The sequence below is a fragment of the Vibrio natriegens NBRC 15636 = ATCC 14048 = DSM 759 genome, from assembly GCF_035621455.1.
Classification (GTDB): Bacteria; Pseudomonadota; Gammaproteobacteria; order Enterobacterales; family Vibrionaceae; genus Vibrio; species Vibrio natriegens.
This window is the reverse complement of the sequence record NZ_CP141822.1, coordinates 1824011-1841669: the sequence shown is the minus strand read 5'-3', so window position 1 is coordinate 1841669 and position 17659 is coordinate 1824011. Positions and strand designations below refer to the sequence as shown.

20 protein-coding genes and 1 pseudogene are annotated in these 17659 nt (G+C 42.6%); 16 read left to right on the top strand and 5 right to left on the bottom strand.

Annotated elements, in window-relative coordinates; genetic code table 11:
* Positions 1 to 536: 536 nt before the first annotated feature.
* The 5 genes from VER99_RS08390 (at position 537) to VER99_RS08370 (ending at position 4798) form a co-directional block, all read left to right on the top strand.
* Positions 537 to 701, top strand: coding sequence for a hypothetical protein (locus tag VER99_RS08390; RefSeq protein WP_020336441.1), 165 nt, complete (start codon positions 537 to 539; stop codon positions 699 to 701).
* A gap of 11 nt (positions 702 to 712) precedes the next feature.
* Entirely contained in the window at positions 713 to 877 is a 165-nt protein-coding gene (locus tag VER99_RS08385; RefSeq protein ID WP_020336440.1) for a hypothetical protein, read from the top strand.
* A 10-nt stretch (positions 878 to 887) separates the two neighbouring features.
* The gene (locus tag VER99_RS08380) at positions 888 to 1106 is read left to right on the top strand and encodes a hypothetical protein (protein WP_020336439.1); all 219 of its coding nucleotides are present in this window, start codon (positions 888 to 890) and stop codon (positions 1104 to 1106) included.
* Between the two features lie 840 nt (positions 1107 to 1946).
* Positions 1947 to 3461: a CoA-acylating methylmalonate-semialdehyde dehydrogenase gene (locus tag VER99_RS08375; protein WP_020336438.1), complete on the top strand. Its 1515-nt coding sequence runs from the start codon at positions 1947 to 1949 to the stop codon at positions 3459 to 3461.
* Positions 3462 to 4318: 857 nt separating this feature from the next.
* Positions 4319 to 4798: a GNAT family N-acetyltransferase gene (locus tag VER99_RS08370; RefSeq protein ID WP_020336436.1), complete on the top strand. Its 480-nt coding sequence runs from the start codon at positions 4319 to 4321 to the stop codon at positions 4796 to 4798.
* A 93-nt stretch (positions 4799 to 4891) separates the two neighbouring features.
* Here the strand turns inward: VER99_RS08370 and VER99_RS08365 are convergent, their stop codons facing one another.
* The 3 genes from VER99_RS08365 to VER99_RS08355 all read right to left on the bottom strand — a co-directional run bounded on the left by VER99_RS08365 (position 4892) and on the right by VER99_RS08355 (position 9478).
* The gene (locus tag VER99_RS08365) at positions 4892 to 6085 is read right to left on the bottom strand and encodes a sensor histidine kinase (protein ID WP_020336434.1); all 1194 of its coding nucleotides are present in this window, start codon (positions 6083 to 6085) and stop codon (positions 4892 to 4894) included.
* A complete protein-coding gene (locus tag VER99_RS08360; protein WP_014232074.1) occupies positions 6072 to 6734 on the bottom strand; it encodes a response regulator transcription factor in 663 nt (220 codons plus the stop codon). The genes VER99_RS08365 and VER99_RS08360 overlap by 14 nt, the downstream gene beginning before the upstream one ends.
* 77 nt (positions 6735 to 6811) lie before the next feature.
* On the bottom strand, positions 6812 to 9478 hold the full coding sequence (locus tag VER99_RS08355; RefSeq protein ID WP_020336433.1) for a beta-N-acetylhexosaminidase: 2667 nt from the start codon (positions 9476 to 9478) through the stop codon (positions 6812 to 6814).
* Between the two features lie 882 nt (positions 9479 to 10360).
* Here VER99_RS08355 and VER99_RS08350 point away from each other — a divergent pair.
* Together VER99_RS08350 and VER99_RS08345 are read left to right on the top strand one after the other, a co-directional pair.
* Positions 10361 to 10900 (top strand): CPBP family intramembrane glutamic endopeptidase, encoded by a 540-nt coding sequence (locus tag VER99_RS08350; protein WP_020336430.1) that lies wholly within the window; start codon positions 10361 to 10363, stop codon positions 10898 to 10900.
* Between the two features lie 199 nt (positions 10901 to 11099).
* Positions 11100 to 11480: a VOC family protein gene (locus VER99_RS08345; protein WP_014232050.1), complete on the top strand. Its 381-nt coding sequence runs from the start codon at positions 11100 to 11102 to the stop codon at positions 11478 to 11480.
* Between the two features lie 174 nt (positions 11481 to 11654).
* On the opposite strand, the gene VER99_RS08340 is transcribed toward VER99_RS08345, so the two are convergent.
* Positions 11655 to 11894: an RNA recognition motif domain-containing protein gene (locus VER99_RS08340; protein ID WP_014232049.1), complete on the bottom strand. Its 240-nt coding sequence runs from the start codon at positions 11892 to 11894 to the stop codon at positions 11655 to 11657.
* Positions 11895 to 12122: 228 nt separating this feature from the next.
* Here VER99_RS08340 and VER99_RS08335 point away from each other — a divergent pair, with 228 nt between their 5' ends.
* Positions 12123 to 12413: a YkgJ family cysteine cluster protein gene (locus VER99_RS08335; RefSeq protein ID WP_014232048.1), complete on the top strand. Its 291-nt coding sequence runs from the start codon at positions 12123 to 12125 to the stop codon at positions 12411 to 12413.
* A gap of 102 nt (positions 12414 to 12515) precedes the next feature.
* On the opposite strand, the gene VER99_RS08330 is transcribed toward VER99_RS08335, so the two are convergent.
* Positions 12516 to 13070, bottom strand: a complete 555-nt coding sequence (locus VER99_RS08330) for a TetR/AcrR family transcriptional regulator (RefSeq protein WP_020336428.1) — start codon at positions 13068 to 13070, stop codon at positions 12516 to 12518.
* A 95-nt stretch (positions 13071 to 13165) separates the two neighbouring features.
* Here VER99_RS08330 and VER99_RS08325 point away from each other — a divergent pair, with 95 nt between their 5' ends.
* The 8 genes and pseudogenes from VER99_RS08325 (at position 13166) to VER99_RS08290 (ending at position 17621) form a co-directional block, all read left to right on the top strand.
* A complete protein-coding gene (locus tag VER99_RS08325; protein WP_020336427.1) occupies positions 13166 to 13618 on the top strand; it encodes an HPP family protein in 453 nt (150 codons plus the stop codon).
* Between the two features lie 34 nt (positions 13619 to 13652).
* Positions 13653 to 14231: a DJ-1/PfpI family protein gene (locus VER99_RS08320; protein WP_020336426.1), complete on the top strand. Its 579-nt coding sequence runs from the start codon at positions 13653 to 13655 to the stop codon at positions 14229 to 14231.
* 34 nt (positions 14232 to 14265) lie between these two features.
* Positions 14266 to 14961 (top strand): annotated as a pseudogene (locus tag VER99_RS08315) (aspartate/glutamate racemase family protein).
* A 16-nt stretch (positions 14962 to 14977) separates the two neighbouring features.
* Complete coding sequence (locus VER99_RS08310) at positions 14978 to 15439, top strand: hypothetical protein (protein ID WP_020336423.1); 462 nt, start codon at positions 14978 to 14980, stop codon at positions 15437 to 15439.
* Between the two features lie 89 nt (positions 15440 to 15528).
* A complete protein-coding gene (locus VER99_RS08305; protein ID WP_020336422.1) occupies positions 15529 to 15966 on the top strand; it encodes a GNAT family N-acetyltransferase in 438 nt (145 codons plus the stop codon).
* Positions 15967 to 16050: 84 nt separating this feature from the next.
* Positions 16051 to 16569 (top strand): GNAT family N-acetyltransferase, encoded by a 519-nt coding sequence (locus VER99_RS08300; RefSeq protein WP_020336420.1) that lies wholly within the window; start codon positions 16051 to 16053, stop codon positions 16567 to 16569.
* Positions 16570 to 16623: 54 nt separating this feature from the next.
* Entirely contained in the window at positions 16624 to 17163 is a 540-nt protein-coding gene (locus VER99_RS08295) for a GNAT family N-acetyltransferase (RefSeq protein WP_020336419.1), read from the top strand.
* 107 nt (positions 17164 to 17270) lie between these two features.
* Positions 17271 to 17621: a hypothetical protein gene (locus VER99_RS08290; protein ID WP_020336418.1), complete on the top strand. Its 351-nt coding sequence runs from the start codon at positions 17271 to 17273 to the stop codon at positions 17619 to 17621.
* Positions 17622 to 17659: the final 38 nt, after the last annotated feature.

Below are 17659 nucleotides of genomic sequence, written 5' to 3'. Positions count from 1 at the left end.
GAAGTCGACAATCGATTACCGACTAAGCCATACTATTTCAAATCATGTAGCGCGCTCTTCCAAATTGCTTTCCAGCAGCTGAAGAGCGCGTCTATCACCCTAAGCCTGCTTACTCTTGCCTAACTTACACTCACTGCTTTGCCACTCAGTATTACTTCTCTTTACTCGTTGATAGATGGTGCTTTCCTGCAATTTTGCCCACTGATAAACAAACTTTTCATTTCAAGCTCGCCCAATTACGTAATGTATTTTTCTTACAAGAAGGCATTCCGGCTTAATTTTTGGCTGTGCGCTTACACGGCCTGGCATTCTTTAGCTGAAAAAGTGCTTTGTTTTCGTTGTCCTGAACGCCATGAAACATAGCTTCGGCAGGCTTTAAATTGAATTGTGCAATAAATTCAATTGATTATGCTCTGGCATGGAAATGTTTATTTTATTTGCCTGTAAATTTAAAATATCTATTGCATTTTGTGTGAGCTGGATCTATATTTACTCCCGTTGATGTAGGAAACTTACAAACATTTGGAGAATAAATTATGTACGCAGCTATCGCATATAACACTTACCACATGGTTAAAGACGCTCGCGAGAATCAAGTCGCTTCAGAAGTCGAAGCCGTGAAGAAAGAGAAAAAGCGTTTTTCATTTAAAGCACTTTTCAGCAAAGCAGTACTAGAACCACAAACAACTCAAACTGTATAAGGAATAACGATATGTACGGAGCAATCGCATACAACACTTACTACATGGTTAAAGACGCGCGCGAAAATCAAGCTGTCTCAGAAGTCGAAGCGGTGAAGACAGAGAAAAAGCGTTTTTCATTTATGGCTTTTTTCAAAAAAGCAGTACCTGAACCACAAGCAACCCAAATTTTATGAGGAGAATGATATGTACGGAGCAGTCGCTTACAACGCGTACTACATGGTAAAAGACGCGGAAGAAAACCCAGAAACCAATAACATTAAGATGAAAGCGGACCAAAAGTCTTTAGCGTTTCTTTTTAATGAATTTGTACAAAACAACATGCCGATGTTGACCAAGAGTAACGGTAGTGAGTTGTATTTTCTGCTAATTTTGGTGACATCATTTACAGTGTTACATGGATAAAAGTTAATAAAAACAGCTGATTAAATGATTTTTTAATTTAGAGGTATATAAAAAGCTTACCTCGTATGCTGTCAGTAGTTTAATAGATAAATAGGCAGTAATACTTCGCGGGAATAGTGGAAAGTTGAGTAGTCTACCCGACTAGGGTGTTAAGGCGAGTCTCAAAGCTGGTGGCACTATGACCAAAGGACAGCACAACAGTCAGGTGAACTAAAACGCCAATGTTAGTGTTGATGATGAACTTAAATTACCACCAGATAGAAGCAGCAGGGCAGAATAGTGGCACAGTCCACTATGAAATACTGGATGTACTTCGAGAAGAATCATAACGTATCTCTCCCAAAACACGACTCGCCAGAGTCTGTTCATTTCCAATTTAATCAAGGACGTTCCTGCTGTCAGTCATTGTAGCGAACACCAACCACTCACATTTAATTAAACGCTCTGACTTCAGTGTACAGATTCGACGAGTACAGCGTTTCAGTCGTTTGCGAACCCACACTTAAAAAGTGTCCCTATTTCAAAATACTTTCCGTGATCCCTAAATATTACCCTTCACTCCCTTAGAGAAACCAACCTAGTTGTAAAGGACTTACTCTGTTTCTAGCTGACGTATGTTTCTTTTTGTGATCTGGCGTTTCAAAAGTGTAAATTAAATTTTTCATATATATTGAAAATGAAAAATTAATTTCATAGAATGGTTTCGTTCGATAAGGAAAAGCAAACCTGACATCAATAAACGAAGCTCAATTTGACGTTAGAAACCGCTTTTTAAAACAGAAATAGCCATAAGTACAACGCGAAACAAGTCGCTCAGTCAGTCTAAAATAGGAGTTGGTCATGGAGACTATTCATAACTATATCGGTGGAAGCATTCAGGAAAGCCAAAGCGGCAAATTTGCTCCAGTTTTTAACCCAGCTACTGGTGAACAAATTCGCCAAGTCGTTCTTAGCTCAAAGAGTGAAACGGAACTGGCAATTGAATCTGCTGCTAAGGCATTTCCTGCATGGTCGAAAATGTCGCCATTAAAACGTGCTCGAATCCTATTTAAGTTCAAAGAGTTAATGGAAGCTAATATGGACAAGCTTGCCAAAACGATTTCTACTGAGCACGGAAAGGTTTACTCAGATGCAATGGGCGAGCTAACTCGAGGCCTGGAAGTGGTTGAGTTTGCTTGCGGCATTCCTCATCTTCAAAAAGGTGAGCATTCAGCTAACGTGGGTACTGGTGTTGATAGCCATTCACTGATGCAACCACTAGGCGTTTGTGCGGGCATTACTCCGTTTAACTTTCCTGCGATGGTTTCAATGTGGATGTTCCCTATTGCACTTGCGACTGGTAACACATTCGTTCTAAAACCGTCAGAAAAGGATCCAACAACTTCTTTGATTTTGGCTGAGCTACTTTCTGAAGCGGGTCTTCCTGACGGCGTGTTTAATGTAGTGAATGGCGATAAAGAGTCGGTAGATGTACTACTAACGGATCCACGTGTTCAAGCGGTTAGCTTTGTTGGCTCAACACCAATTGCTGAGTACATCTACTCAACGGCATCAGCACATGGTAAACGTTGTCAGGCTTTGGGTGGCGCTAAAAACCACTGTATCTTAATGCCAGATGCAGATTTGGATATGGCAACGAACGCGATTATCGGTGCAGCATTTGGTGCGGCTGGCGAGCGTTGTATGGCTCTTTCTGTGGCAGTAGTCGTTGGTGACGAAACAGCGGATCACCTTATCGATAAACTGCGTACCGGCGTTGATGAAATGACCATTGGCCCTGGCATTGTCGAAGGTAAAGAAAATGATATGGGGCCGGTGATTTCTCAAATTCACAAAGAGAAAATCATTGGTTACATCGACTCAGGTGTAGAGCAGGGGGCTGATCTGCTTATCGATGGTCGCTCTTTGAGTGTTGATGGTTTTGAAAATGGATACTTTGTGGGTCCAACATTGTTCGACAATGTGTCACCAGAGATGACTATCTATAAAGAAGAGATCTTTGGCCCTGTGCTTGCGATTGTTCGTGTTCCGGACTTTGAAACGGCTATCCAACTGGTTAACCGTCATGAATATGGCAATGGTACGGCTATCTTCACTCGTGATGGTGAAACGGCTCGTCAGTTTAGTGAAAATGTCCAAGCTGGCATGGTAGGTATCAATATCCCAATCCCAGTACCAATGGCATTCCACAGCTTTGGTGGTTGGAAACGTTCTGTTTTTGGTCCATTAAATGTGCACGGTAATGACGGTGTTCGTTTCTACACAAGAATGAAAACAGTATCTAGCCGCTGGCCTGCAAGTGATGTTCGCCTAGAGCAACACTCAAGCTCATTTAATATGCCAACATTAGGCTAATCAAACCTTTTATCCGTTTTGGTAGGGCATGGTAGGGGCCCGGATGGGTTAGCGCGTGGCAGAGCGCGCTACCTTTTTTTCTTTTTGCTGGCGAATAGCCAGCTTTTTTATGCCATTAAGAATATTTCCAGGGTTTATAGATTCACTATAAAGGCTGGTTAATCTCCCGTTGCCCAAACCCAAACCTATGCCTGTTGTTGAACTAAGCAATTTTGCATCTCATCCCGCTATGACCGCATACTCTATTGTCCAACCTTGGAATGAGCAAGGTATCGACGCAGCTTGATTTTATTTGCTTATATGGCCGCTTGGGCTTCCCAATACATGATAAGTTCTGCTATTAATGTTAAAAGTAACAATACTTTGACATAGGATGGGTTCACACAGGGTGTCAGTTGTCTATTCTATCCGATGTGCCAGATTCAATTGATTATAATAACGTGATTTGCGGATATTTTGCTGCTGCAAATCCTTTCTTAATGTGGGGTTAAGCTTTGGCTGGGGATATGAAAGTGGCAAGAATTGTTATTGTAATCACCTTGCTGATGCATGGTGTGTTTTTCATTGCGCTAAAGAATGTATGGCTCCAAGGTAGCGATCGTCACATCATAATGTTCACTGCAGTATGGTTTTGTGGTTCCGTGATATCTTTAATCAGGCTGCGTAAGGCGATTAAAGTTCAGAGTCTTACTTCACATTTTGATAAAATCGGAAGTGCTGTTTTGTGCGTAATTACGCTTATTCCACTCGGTGTGGGAGCTTATTTATTCTCCTCGCTATGAATAGCGTAGATTTGAGGTGGTTTCTGGCAGCGTTCATTTTTAGATACATCAGAGGCATTTTCTCAAGAGTAGATAATGGAACTTCAGCAGATAAATAAAAAACAACTTCATCAATTGATCGCGGATGCATCGGGTATAGACATTGAGTTTTGTAACGGTTCTATCCCGCCAAAGCATGTTCTCAATCGTTCAGTTCAACACGCTCAAAACGCGATGGCTGATATATGGTCATTACCTTACATGATGTTATCCCAAGATCATGTCGTTGGTTTTTGCGGCTTTAAAGATGCTCCCAACGCTGGTGAGGTGGAAATTGGATACAATGTTGCGCCACAACAACAAGGTCGTGGGTTGGCAAAGTCTGCCGTTAACCAACTTTGCAATTTAGCGTTCGGCTCTGGTGCCGTTGAAAACGTAGTTGCTTTGATTTCGTCCACGAATCTGGCTTCACGGAATGTTGTCAATGCTAATAATTTCGTGTTTACAGGTATGGTGGTTGATGATGATAACGAAGAACTCGAAAAATGGGTGCTAAACAAATCGCTTTGGATATAACACGCGTGTGAAAGTGGCGCCCAAGGCATGGGTTTAAAATAGCATTCCTATCTACGGTTTAATGGGTTAGGTGACATGTCTACTTCACCACTATCAAAAATAGATGAGCCAGCTAAACCTATTGTTGTGACACCGATAGAAAGCCAACCAATCGGCTTTTTCGCATATGGCATTGATAATATCGATGCCGTGGCCATAGCCAGAGTGGCAGTCGGGGTCGATGTCATTCGAAACTACCAGTCGATCGTACTTTAATTCTATTGCCACACTATTGGCGCTATAACTAAAGGCATTTCTTAACACATTTTGTATCACGACATGGGCCAGTATTTTATTCACCGATTTTGAATTGAGACTGTATTGAACCGACAGTATGTCAGCCTTGTCTGTTCTTAACGGTTGTAAGCAGTAGTCCAGACTTTCTTGTAACGACAATAATTCTACCTGCTCGGTTTTGGACTCTCGGCTAATAGAAAGAAAAGTGTGAATTAAGGCCTGCATATCTTTATTTGCACTTTCAATTCTACTCAACGCTGGCTGCGCTTTAGCAAGATCCGGTGAGTAGGCGATGACTTCCAATGCCCCCTGTATAATAGTGACTGGCGTTCTGAGCTCATGGCTGGCAAACCGGGTAAAGTTGTGTTCTCGCTCGACGAATGCTCGTATTCGCTGAAATGCGTTAGTAAAACTCCGACTCAACTGACCTAGCTCATCTTGTCTGTCCAATACAGCAGGAGGTGAGTCAGGGCTGGCACATTCAATATTTTTCTGCAGAGTGGTGATGGGCTTAACAATAATCCGGGTGATGTAAAGACTGGCAATGAGTCCTATGCCCATTAACGCCATTACACCGATAACAACATAGTATTTGAGCCTATTCTGATAAAGGCTTCTCTCTAGATCTTTCTCAGGGAAATAGAGCAGATAAAGCAAGCCATCGGAAAATGGAGAACTGACTACTTGCACGTGCACTTTCGGGTGTTCAATTTCGAATACCCCTTGTTCTGTTAAGCCTGACAAATAAAGTGGTAAGCCTTTATCCGACCCCACAAAGCTGGAAAACATCGGCGAATTGACTTTGACCAGGCGACCTTTTTTGATGGAATCATCTAGTAAGAAGCGCATTTGCTGATTCAACTTTTGATTGACCAGGCTGTCTGTGTGCAGTTGCGCGTTTATCCAAGCCATTAGTAAAAGGCTAAGGGTTAATAATAAGACCAGCCCCATAATCAAAGCGAAAACTCGGTTATAAAGCCGCTTTTGAAAATATTGACTAGTTAATCTCATTGAGGCGATAACCCTTTCCTCGTACGGTTTCTAGTAATCCTTCAGGCAGTACCTTTCTCAGCCGATAAATATGTGTTCTCAGAACACTACTATCGATGGTCTCTCCATGCCAAAGTTCGTATTCAAGATCTTGTTTATGTACGATACGGGGAGCGGACAGCAGTAAGGTTTTTAATAGCTTGAACAACAATGGGTCCAGCTTTAATCGGTTGTTTTGAAAGAAAGCTTGTTCTGTTTCGGTGGAAAGGGTTAAACCGGAAAAAGTGATCTCGTGACTTCTGCCACCTTTGGATCTTAATGTGAGCGCCTCGAGCCTTGCCAGTAACTCCTGCATAGCAAATGGTTTGACTAAGTAATCATCGCCACCTGCGGCGAAACCAGCCAGTTTATCTTCCAACGTATCGCAAGCGGTGAGAAACAAAATAGGCAGGTGTTCACGACCTTGTTCCCGTATTTTCCTGCACGTAGATAACCCATCTAAGCCAGGCATCATAACATCCAAGATCATTACATCGAATTGGTTCTCGGATAATAACTCGAGAGCTGCTTGTCCTGTGTAAGAAAAATCTACCGAGTGACCCATTATTTCAAGGTATTCACCAATATTCGCCGCGATTTGAATACTGTCTTCGACGATCAATACACGCATCCATCTCCTCCGAAAATCAAATGATGTGCATGGAAAAAGGCTACCTGAGGGGTTACCATCAGGTAGCCTACTAAAGGTTAGTTAACGACAATCTCCCGACCTGCACGACCTGTGCTGGCTATCGAGCGTATCTTCACGCCAGCTTTCACTGATGGTTTGTTTGAATGATCGTAGTTTTGCCAGTTTGTGCCATTGACTGAGTATTGAACGGTAACACCAGGGAATGCACTATTAATTGACAGCTTTCCGCTTTTGTCGATTTTCGCCCCGGGAACTGGAAGGCGGTAGGCCACACCTGCGGCATCCAACTTCGCAAACTCTTTATAACCCAGAGTATTGGCAAATTCGGTCCAGTCGTTATCACGGTTTACTATTCGTTTACCCATATGGTCAGTGCCTTTATATCCTGAGGTATTGGTTCGATACGCTTTTTCAGCATCGTACTCTAGTTCCCAGTCCGCTTTTGACCATGCTCGCTCTGCAATGCCTAAAATGCGAGGGAAAACACGGTGATCCAACTGTTCATCAGTACGAACCATTTCTGTCCATACGTGGCCTTGCATACCTTTAAAGCGCTTACCATCCTGAAGGGCTACTGTGCTGGCAGGGATTTCGAATGGGTTATTGTCTCTATCCGTCATGGTCTCAGCATTGGCTGGTAAGTTCTCCGGCATAAAATTAAAGACTTTTTGCGTATCGGTATAGCGTCCTGCCCAATAGTTCCCCGGTTCTCTTGGATCGGCTTCGTATGGGTGGTCAAAGTAGGTGACCTCAGGCAATGACAAAATAACGTTATAACCTGCATTGGCTAGGGAGTGGGCTTCATTCGCACCACCCCAGAATAGGGCTGACCAGGTATAGGCTGAAGCGTCACCAGCAAGCTTGGTTGGGTCCATATAACTGCCATGTTTTAATCCGTCATTCCATGCGGCGAGGTTTAGTTGTTTGGCTTCCAGGATATGGCTGATTCGTTCAATGAAATATCCACCAAGGTCGGCCACGTTATCGATATTATTGGTCGGATCGACAAACAGTGCTCGACACACCGGGGAATCAACCCAAGCTCCGTGGGTTTCATCAGCGCCGATATGATAGTCCACCAGAGGTTGCCCCGCGTTTTTATGTTGTTTAGCAATCTCTGAAATGACTTTGTCCATGAAGACAAAGCTCGATTCCATACAAGGGTTAATCGTGTTGTCAGTGTAGTTTTGAACCGAGAAATATTCCGAGCCGTCATGCCTGTCAGTAAGTAGGTACATTTCAGCCGCAGCCATATCTCCAAGTTCCGCATATTTGTGATAGCGCGCTTCCATTGATTTTACGGCTGCTCGCGCATGGCCGGGCATATCCATAGACGGGATAACCTGAATATTACGTGCTGAAGCGAAGGCTAAGATCTCCGCATAATCGTCAACACTGTAGTAGCCAGAGCCAGATGTGGTGTCATCCGGACCTGAGCCAACTTGTGGTAACAGGCACTGACGTTCGCTCAAATCATGACAACGTTGTGCGCCAACCTCGGTGAGCTCTGGCAAGCCGGGAATCTCCAAACGCCAACCTTCATCGTCTGCGAGATGGAAGTGAAACTTATTCATTTTGTATGCGGCCATTTGATCAAGTACTTTCTTGATCTCAGCCTTTGATTTGAAATTGCGAGCTACGTCCAAATGCATACCTCGATGTTCAAATCGTGGTGCATCGTAATCAATAGTGATTTCAGGAATAGTCGGGCTGCCGACTGTGACGAGCGCCGCTAATGACTGTACACCATAAAATGCACCTGATGAGTCAGCCCCAACGACTCGGACTTCTTTTGGTGTCACCTTCAGGGTATAGGCTTCCTGCTTAGTCTTTCCTTTAAATGCCTTGTGTTTAGGGTCGACAGAAATTACAACGGGGATCCCTTTATTCGGGGTGACGCCAAGCTGGTTGAAGCGGTGTTCGAGCGCATCTAGCTGGTCTGCCGTCAGGCTATCTTCTTCTATTTTCAAATTTAGCCCGGAGCTGATGTTAACACTGCTGTTATGCACCTTTATATCGATAGGGGAAGGGATGATTTTGGCAGAGACAGATGATAAGCCGAGATCTTTTACCGCAAGATTTCTTTCATATCGTGTTCCAGCGGTTGCCATGATGCTGCTGTCTTCTGGGTAACGTTGCCACATATTGGCGTCTTCCGGTGCGTTACTGATCAAATCCAGGTAACCGGACAAGTCGGCTAAGCCATCTCCTTCCTGTGGAATGGTGTTTGGAATAACTCGAGCTTTAGCTCCTTGTGCTGCCACGTAGTAGCGAGGCATGTAGTCAGAATCGACGATTTTCCAGTGCTCGGCGTCAAACTGAATTGCGACGGAATCACCTGGTTTCAGGCCTTTAAATTTGCTGGTTGGTACGATTCGATGAAGATCGCCATTCACGTGCGTAATTTCGAATAAATCTGATTTTGTATCCAAAATACGGCGAAGGTTGGAGAAGTAGATTTCCCAGTCTCCACCAATCTCTTTTTTGCCTTTATTTGTCAGGGTGATCTCAGCGCGATAGCAATATCCTCCGGGACATTTCGCCTTGGTATCAGCTGGCTGATGTTCAATTGATGCGATGTGAACTTCAAGCGAAGAGGCGACAGTATCGACTACCGATTGTATTACTTCTGTCTTTTGTTGATTTTGTTCTGAAGAATAAGCATTACCTGCCAAAAGAGACAGTGAAATTGCAGTCGCAACGGCACTAATATTTACATTCATGTGGAATACCTTAAACGTCGTATAACCTTATTATTTAAAAACCACCAAATCGGAGTCACTATTCGCGCGTTCAAAAACCATCCGCTTGCTCAATACCATTCTTTAGATATTGATAAACAATATGCCTGTATGGTCATATAAAAAGTAAGGGCAAACAAGAGCATAGTTTCTTAGCAACCCATAACCTGATCGCATCCTTTTAAATTCCATCGCCTGATCAAACAAATGTTCAGTCGATGCTGTCAGCGCATACGTGCTCACCGGCAAATAAGACTAAGGTGATCAAGGTGGTGGGAATGTCAAAAAGTCCGTCCTTTATGGATGATTTATCACAGGCTGTGGGGAATGCGACGGACTTCAAATGTTTTCAATTACTGAATGATTATGTAATTAAAAATAAACATTTGGTTTTATGATTTAAATCATCTGTTGTTATTCGGAGCTATCACTTTTTTAATCCGGTCGAAAATTTGGAATTTTGTAGTAGTGATTTTCTAACAACTTACTAGCATGTCTTTGATTTCAGGTTGCTAAAGATGGTTAGAAATGAATAAATCACAGTTTGAGCATTGGTCAAAAACGCGGACCAAAGGTTTTCTCCAATATGTATTATTTAATAGCATCTCTATCTTATTCGTCGTCTTCGCTATTCGTTTTATCGTGCATTCAATAAATAGCGATGAAGTGTCAATGATAGACTTTATTTTCGAACAATTACTCGAGATGGTAGTCATTCTTTTAGTTTTACCCTTTTCATTTTGGTGCTCATGGGTCATTCAAGAAGCTCGATATGAAAAAGAAAAAGACAAAAAGTGAGTCGTAGTTGATGTTAACTCAAGTCGAGGTTTTTAATGGGTTTATTAAATTATTTCCTGGAGAGTTATGAAGTACTTTCTGTTTTATGATGAGAAGTTGATGAAAATTTACGACTTCTCCAATGCTAAGTTTATCTTTATTGTTTACGCGCTAATGTGTACTTGGTCTAGTTTGACGCATAATACGCTGCTATCTGTTTCTACTGCAATCGACCATTATTTTGATATCGATTTAAGTTCTATTTATTCATACGCTGAAGTGTGGGCTGGCAATGATTATTTTTCATTGGTTGTATTAGCTCCTGTTATTGAGACAATTATTTTCCAAGTCATTATTCAAAATATTTCTCGTAAAATTACAAGTAGTCTGTTTTTATCTATACTCATTGCGAGCTTTTTATTTTCTCTAACTCACCTGACTAATAATATTGCAAACGCGGTAAATGCGTTAGGTCTGGGAGTGGCGTTTGCAGTGACTTACGAATACTTCCGAGTTAAATATGGGCATTGTTGGGCCACATTTGTCACTATTTTACTTCATGCTTTTTGGAACGCATCTTTGTCTTATTCATTTTATCCAGAAAAACTGATGGGTTCAGGCATGTAAGTTTTGAATATGTATTAATACGCTATCTTTACATGGTCAGACGAAGTGTAAATTTAAGATACCGACATAGTGTGTGATTGCTTATGGGGCGTATTTACCCAATGGAAAATACGGTATCCTTAACAAAGCATCAATAGACATAAGAAAGTTGATATAGCAGAGTAGGTTAGTTCAACAACACTCTAAAAAGGACAAATAAATGTTTAGTCACGTTATGGTTGGCTCGAATGATATCGATAAATCCAAGCAATTTTATGACGCCATCTTAGCCGTTCTGGGCTACCAAGAAGGTGTCTTAGACCCACATGGACGCTGTTTCTATTTTCATCCTGAGGGGACTTTTGCTATCACCGCGCCGATAAATGGTGAAGCTGCAACTTCAGGAAATGGTATGACTATTGGCTTTAAAGTGGAAAGCCCGGAATTAGTCGAGTTGTGGCATAAAGCCGGCTTGGAAAGTGGTGGTGTTGACTGTGAAGATCCACCAGGTGTAAGAGCGGTTGGTCCTCGCGAAATGTACCTTGCCTATTTACGTGATCCTGCGGGTAATAAGCTTTGCGCTACCCATATCATGGCTTAGGTAATATCACGTAAAAGTTAGTACTTAAATTGATTTCGCAACGTGTAGCTTTTAGGTGTGCGTTGCGTTTTTATTTTGTCTGGCGAAGATATCAGACAGGGAACAAGGTTAAAACTGGTGAAGTTAAGCAAAGGAACCTGTATAACGCGTGGTTAACCAGGCTCCGAAGGCTGCTTAGTTTTGAGCGAATTTAACTCGGATTTTGCTCTTGGCTACGCTAGTGTGATGAAGGTTTTCAAGTGCATTTTTCGCTTCATCTTTATCTGGCATCTCAACGAATGCGAAGCCTTTAGATTGCCCAGTTTCTTGGTCTAATACTAGGTTGCACTCAGTGACGGTGCCGTAGGCTGAAAAAAGAACACGAATTTCATGTTCGGTCGTGGTTCGCGCAAGATTGCGGACTAAAAGTTTCATATTGTTTCGCCTGTAGTAAGTTGTGACCATTGTCTCAGGTAAGTTCTGACAAACCAAGTAAAGAATTGTTGTCACTAAGGTAGAGCGAGCCTAAAAGCGTGTTTGCTGTGCAGTTTATTTATAAATTAGCCATCCTTAATCAATGCTAGCGTAAATATTTCTTATAAAGTTCCGAAAGTCATATTAGATTTAAGGTATCATGCACAATTGACGAAATTGTAGTTACCCATGAATATACCGATTAAAAATACCTCTCCAGAAGCACCGTCTTGCTCAAACTGCAAAGCGTGTTGCTGCCGCCTCGAAGTCATGATCATTTCAGATACAGGTGTTCCAGAACAATTCATTTCCCGCGACCAGTATGGTGGTGAAACCATGATGAGACTGGATGATGGTTGGTGTGCGGCTTTAGACAGAGAAACGTACATGTGCTCCATATATGAAAACCGGCCCTGGATATGTCGCGAGTTCGAAATGGGGTCTTATGAGTGTATTGATGAGAGAGTAAAGTTTCTATAGGTTAGTTACTCCTTGATGATGCCGTGTTTTTGCGATGGGGCATCGTTCGAATCGTCATAACTCAATAAGCTCGCGAACTTTATTTACTCTCTCCAACTGCTGTTAATCGTCAATCATTTTGTTCAGAATTTGAATACATTGATGGGTAACATCTTGGCTATTTCCACTTACATGCGCAGTGACAATCGCGCCTTCTTTTAAAATGCAAATGGCATTTAGCAACGTACTCTCCGTACTTTTTAGATGGCTGGCGATGATTTGTCGGACTTCTTCTTTGTGATGTCCACAGAAACGTGCGATCTCACTATTCAAATCACTGAATTCTGCCGAAGTGTTGATAAAAAAGCAGCCTCTGAAATTCCCTAAATCTTGTTCCTGATTGTTGAACCAGCTTACTAATGCTGAAAATAGTCTATTTATCAACTCCTTATCTGACTTCGAGCCTGCTAGTTTTTGATCTAGCCAGTTAGAAAACGTGTCGTGCCTTTGCTGCAAAGCGGCCAGCACCAGCGCTTCTTTACTTGAGAAGTGAGTGTAAAGTGTGCGCTTAGCCACGCCAGAGACACTCAAAATTTCATTGATGCCAATAGTGTTAATTCCGTTGGCATAAAAAAGCGATAACGCGGTATCAACTAATAACTGACGTTTTTTACTCATAAGGCTCCTCCTGTAAAAGTAGTTTGACAAAAGTAGACCGATTTGTCTATTTTAGTTTGGTAGACAAATCGGTCTACTTTCATTCGGAGAATAGTATGAAGAATTTTGGTTTATCTGTTATCGCAGGCATTGGGGCATTTCTGGCAATAGGGTTGCTTTCATTTTTTGATTCCACAATGAGCGATGTCGCGCTGCTCATGGCGCCTTTTGGAGCGACGGCTGTACTGGTTTTTGGCGTACCCGAGAGTCCGTTGGCGCAGCCTAAAAATGTCATCTTTGGGCATTTAATTACTGCATTTGTAGGGGTGTTTTTTACTCAATATATTGGTGTTTCACCTCTGACTCTGGCACTGGCTACTGGGATTGCAGTGAGTCTGATGTTAGTGACGAAAACCACGCATCCGCCAGCAGGGGCAAATCCGTTGTTGATTATGCTGTCAGGGCAGGGATGGGCTTTCCTTATTACTCCTGTTTTACTTGGAGCCGTTCTTATTGTGTTAGTCGGAAAGAGTATGCAAGGGTTGCTCAGGCAATGGGTAAAAAGCTAAAGTGCTAACAATAGCTTATGTGCATGGAGGCACTATGAATATAGGAATATACATCTATGACGGGGCAGAGGTGCTGGATTTCTCCGGGCCTTTCGAAGTGTTTAGTACCGCAAAGCGATTAGAGACAAGTGATTGGAATGTGTTTCTCGTCGCAGAAACTAAAAACACCGTTGTCGCAAGAGGTGGCTTCAACGTCTTACCTGACTATTCTATTCATGATCATCCCGATATTGATTTGTTGGTTGTTGTGGGCGGTGTACACACTGAGGAAATGACGAAGTTACCGGTATTGAACTGGATCAAATCGGTTGATCAAGGTGCAAGTCGGGTGGTATCGGTTTGTACCGGTGCATTTTTATTAGCCAGTGCCGGACTTCTCTCGGGCTTAACGGTCACAACCCACTGGGAAGACATACCTGATTTATCGCGTCGCTTTCCTGACCTAATGGTGATTGACGATCAACGCTGGGTCACATCAGGAAAATACACCACTTCTGGAGGCATCTCTGCTGGTATCGATATGAGCTTATATCTGGTTTCACAGCTACATAGTCGTGAGCTGGCCGATTTGGTCGCGCGTCAAATGGAGTATACGTGGCAGGAACGATCATAATTGAGCGATTGATGGTTCAAGTAAGGGAAGAAAAATGAAGACAGTAGGCATGGTAGGTGGAATGAGCTGGGAATCCACCGCCAGTTATTACAAAGCACTGAATGAAGGCGTGAAGTCAAGGTTAGGTGGCTTGCACTCAGCAAAAATCTGCTTATACAGTGTCGACTTTGACGAAATTGAAAAACTCCAGCATCCAGGGAAATGGTCAGAAACCGCTTTGATCCTTGCCGAAGCAGCCAAGTCAGTAGAACGTGGTGGCGCAGATTTTTAAATGATATGCACGAACACAATGCATAAAGTTGTACCAGAAATTGAGTCGCAGATATCTATTCCAATTTTACATATTGCTGATGCGACCGCAGAGAGCTTGGTTCAAGACGGTGTCACCAAAGTTGGTCTGTTAGGAACGCGTTTTACAATGGAGCAAGATTTCTACAAGGGCAGAATCTCAGAGAAATTTGGCATAGACGTGGTTGTTCCTACTGCCGATGAGCAAACCGTCGTTCACGATATTATTTATCAAGAGCTTTGCCTGGGGGAAATAAAAAGCGAGTCCCGAGACCGTTACTTGAAAATCATTGCCAATTTACACGCTCAGGGCGCCCAAGCGGTGATTCTGGGATGTACTGAAATTGCATTATTAGTGAAGCAAAGTGACACGACGGTCCCTTTGTATGACACCACGGAAATTCATGCAGCGCATGGCGTTGAATGGGCATTAGGTAATTAAAAAATAAGGATAATTTATGGCTCTACCAAGTAATGAAGATATCTCACGTTTACACCGATACTTTGCTATTGAGAGTAACAATGAATTTTGGTCTCTGTCTGAGAGTTCAGCAAATGCAGAAGAGAAACAGAGACTATTAACCGTTGCGTTTTCATCACTATATCATTGGTCAGAAGTAGGCACCGATGAGAATAAACACCTCGCTCATTTAGCCGTTGCGCGAGCACTGTGCGTGAATGAATCGAAGTTAAGCCTTCAGTTCGCAAAAATTGCTTTTGACTATTTTGATGGAACAGGTGCTGATTGGATTCAGGCGTTTACCAATGCCGTCTTAAGTCATGCATTTCAGATTGCGGGTGAACAAACCAATGCGCTGGAATGCTATGAACGAGCGCTTGCATTTCAAGGGCTGCTATCTGAAGAGGATAAAGCAATCTTTGATGCTACATTCAATTTGATACCTGTCCCTGAAGCGTAAAAAGTAAACATCCAGAAGCGGGCTAAGAATCCGTTAGCGTGTTAGCCTGTTTCTCTAAATACCTCGTTATATGCTTAAAGGAAGTTGGCATGGAAATCATTACTGGGAACAGCTCAGAGATCATTCAAAAAGCACAAGCTATTCGTTATCAGGTGTTTACTGTTGAGCAGCAGATACCGAGAGAGTTAGACCTAGATGGATTAGATGAAGGTTCCATTCACGCTTTGGTAGAGGACAAGGACGCTCTAGTTGCAACGGCACGATTAACGATAAAAGAGGGCGGCTCTTCCGTTATGGCCAGAGTTGCGGTTACAGAGCCTTATCGAGGAATGGGAATCGCGTCTAAAGTTGTCCAAGCGCTAATGGATTACGCTCGAAATGATGGAGTAAGCTCTATCGAAATTCACGCTCATGGTTATTTACGCAATTACTATGAGAAATTTGGTTTTGAGTTTATTCGAGAAGTTGAAATTGTTGGTGAACATCAGCTCATCGAAATGCAGTATCACATCAAAACGAAAGCATAACGATTGAAGATTGAATCGCTACGTGCGGCGCCGTTTTGTGTCTGAGCTTCTGTTTAAGGAGCTCTCATTTAAAAGGATTTTTTCATGGAGTTAGTTGTACCATCAGTAGAATTTGAGTCTTCCTTTGCGCATTTTTACGATGACTTTTCTCAACATGATGTTGAAAACTCGGAGTACTACCAAGAGGGTAAATTCAATTTCGTTCATTACGTTCAACGACTGACTGATGAAGCGAATGGGGTTAACCTGAGAGAAGGATATGTACCCTGTAGTCATTTTTGGCTCGTCAATTCAGACAAAGCCATTATTGGTGCGATTCGTGTCCGTCATAATATCAACAACGATTTTCTGACATTAGAAGCAGGCCATATTGGCTACGACATTGCGCCTTCCTATCGGTCTCAAGGTCATGGAAAGTACATGTTAAGGCTGGCTTTGCGTAAAGCCAAAGAGCTAGGCATTGAGCAAGCGTTAATCACTGCAGATGACGACAATTTCGCGTCACGAAAAGTTATCGAAGCCAACGGTGGTCAACTTGAGAATGTAGTAATGGGTAAGGTGTTTCCCAATCTTTTGGCCAGATATTGGGTGGCTTGTAAGTGACGGTGTCACTAGCTTTGGTGCATCGAAGCGTAAAGTCCATTAAGAGAAAAATAAATGAAGATGGAAACCAGCAGATTGATTCTGCGTCAGTGGAAAAGTGAAGATTTCCAGCCTTATGCTGAACTATGTTCAGACCCCCATGTGATGAGGTATTTTCTCTCAACACTTTCCCAGCAGGAAAGCTTTGAACAAGCGGAAAAAATTCAAAACCTTATTGCTGACAATGGCTGGGGATTTTGGGCGGTTGAACTCAAATCAACAGGCCAGTTTATAGGCTTTGTTGGGCTGCATCAGCAAGATGAGAACAGTGGTTTTCCCAATGCGCCGTTTATTGAAATCGGTTGGCGGTTGTCATCTGAGTTTTGGGGACAAGGCTACGCGCCTGAAGCCGCGAATAAAGCTTTAGAATTTGCTTTTAAAGAACTGGATGCGCCATCTGTTTATGCGTTTGCGGCTTTACAAAATGAGCCTTCGCAGCGCGTTATGCTGAAGATTGGTATGGTCGATACAAAGCAAAACTTCAATCATCCTAAGGTTGAAAAAGGGCATCCACTGGAAAGACATTGCTTATACAAAATCTCGAAAGATACCTGATGTGGAATCGAACAGTGAGTGATGTGTCGTTAAATACTTTTAATGGAACGGTTATTAGTCGTGAGCTCAATGTCACTTAAAAACGGATTTAACGCTAGGAGAAAGGGTTGCTTGATTTAATTAAAAAGGTACTGCTCATTAACATGGTTGCCGCATTAACTGTGTTTGTTCTGTCAAAGTTTGTGCCATTCTTTGCAGCAACACAGCTCGTCGATTTTTTATTTTTTGTGGTCATCGTGATTTGGATCTTGGCGAAGCTTATGTGGGAGCCGGGTGTAGACAGTAAAGCATCCAGACTCGCCAATCCCAGAACTGATAAAGTCTACAAAATGGTCAAAGGCCATGATTTTGACAAAGAACTGCAGGAACAACGTCGACTTAATTATCAAACAGGGCTAGTGTTGTTTATCGCGGGCTTACCAGCATTTGTGACTTGTTTGGTGCTGCAGTTTTTTTGAGTAAGAGTTGTACGTCTCGCATTGCTCTAATTATTAGA

Bases quoted from the DNA above. Each gene is read 5' to 3' on its own strand.
- VER99_RS08390 (WP_020336441.1), top strand. From the start codon at position 537: ATGTACGCAGCTATCGCATATAACACTTACCACATGGTTAAAGACGCT.
- VER99_RS08385 (WP_020336440.1), top strand. From the start codon at position 713: ATGTACGGAGCAATCGCATACAACACTTACTACATGGTTAAAGACGCG.
- VER99_RS08380 (WP_020336439.1), top strand. From the start codon at position 888: ATGTACGGAGCAGTCGCTTACAACGCGTACTACATGGTAAAAGACGCG.
- VER99_RS08375 (WP_020336438.1), top strand. From the start codon at position 1,947: ATGGAGACTATTCATAACTATATCGGTGGAAGCATTCAGGAAAGCCAA.
- VER99_RS08370 (WP_020336436.1), top strand. From the start codon at position 4,319: ATGGAACTTCAGCAGATAAATAAAAAACAACTTCATCAATTGATCGCG.
- VER99_RS08365 (WP_020336434.1), bottom strand. From the start codon at position 6,085: ATGAGATTAACTAGTCAATATTTTCAAAAGCGGCTTTATAACCGAGTT.
- VER99_RS08360 (WP_014232074.1), bottom strand. From the start codon at position 6,734: ATGCGTGTATTGATCGTCGAAGACAGTATTCAAATCGCGGCGAATATT.
- VER99_RS08355 (WP_020336433.1), bottom strand. From the start codon at position 9,478: ATGAATGTAAATATTAGTGCCGTTGCGACTGCAATTTCACTGTCTCTT.
- VER99_RS08350 (WP_020336430.1), top strand. From the start codon at position 10,361: ATGAAGTACTTTCTGTTTTATGATGAGAAGTTGATGAAAATTTACGAC.
- VER99_RS08345 (WP_014232050.1), top strand. From the start codon at position 11,100: ATGTTTAGTCACGTTATGGTTGGCTCGAATGATATCGATAAATCCAAG.
- VER99_RS08340 (WP_014232049.1), bottom strand. From the start codon at position 11,894: ATGAAACTTTTAGTCCGCAATCTTGCGCGAACCACGACCGAACATGAA.
- VER99_RS08335 (WP_014232048.1), top strand. From the start codon at position 12,123: ATGAATATACCGATTAAAAATACCTCTCCAGAAGCACCGTCTTGCTCA.
- VER99_RS08330 (WP_020336428.1), bottom strand. From the start codon at position 13,070: ATGAGTAAAAAACGTCAGTTATTAGTTGATACCGCGTTATCGCTTTTT.
- VER99_RS08325 (WP_020336427.1), top strand. From the start codon at position 13,166: ATGAAGAATTTTGGTTTATCTGTTATCGCAGGCATTGGGGCATTTCTG.
- VER99_RS08320 (WP_020336426.1), top strand. From the start codon at position 13,653: ATGAATATAGGAATATACATCTATGACGGGGCAGAGGTGCTGGATTTC.
- VER99_RS08310 (WP_020336423.1), top strand. From the start codon at position 14,978: ATGGCTCTACCAAGTAATGAAGATATCTCACGTTTACACCGATACTTT.
- VER99_RS08305 (WP_020336422.1), top strand. From the start codon at position 15,529: ATGGAAATCATTACTGGGAACAGCTCAGAGATCATTCAAAAAGCACAA.
- VER99_RS08300 (WP_020336420.1), top strand. From the start codon at position 16,051: ATGGAGTTAGTTGTACCATCAGTAGAATTTGAGTCTTCCTTTGCGCAT.
- VER99_RS08295 (WP_020336419.1), top strand. From the start codon at position 16,624: ATGAAGATGGAAACCAGCAGATTGATTCTGCGTCAGTGGAAAAGTGAA.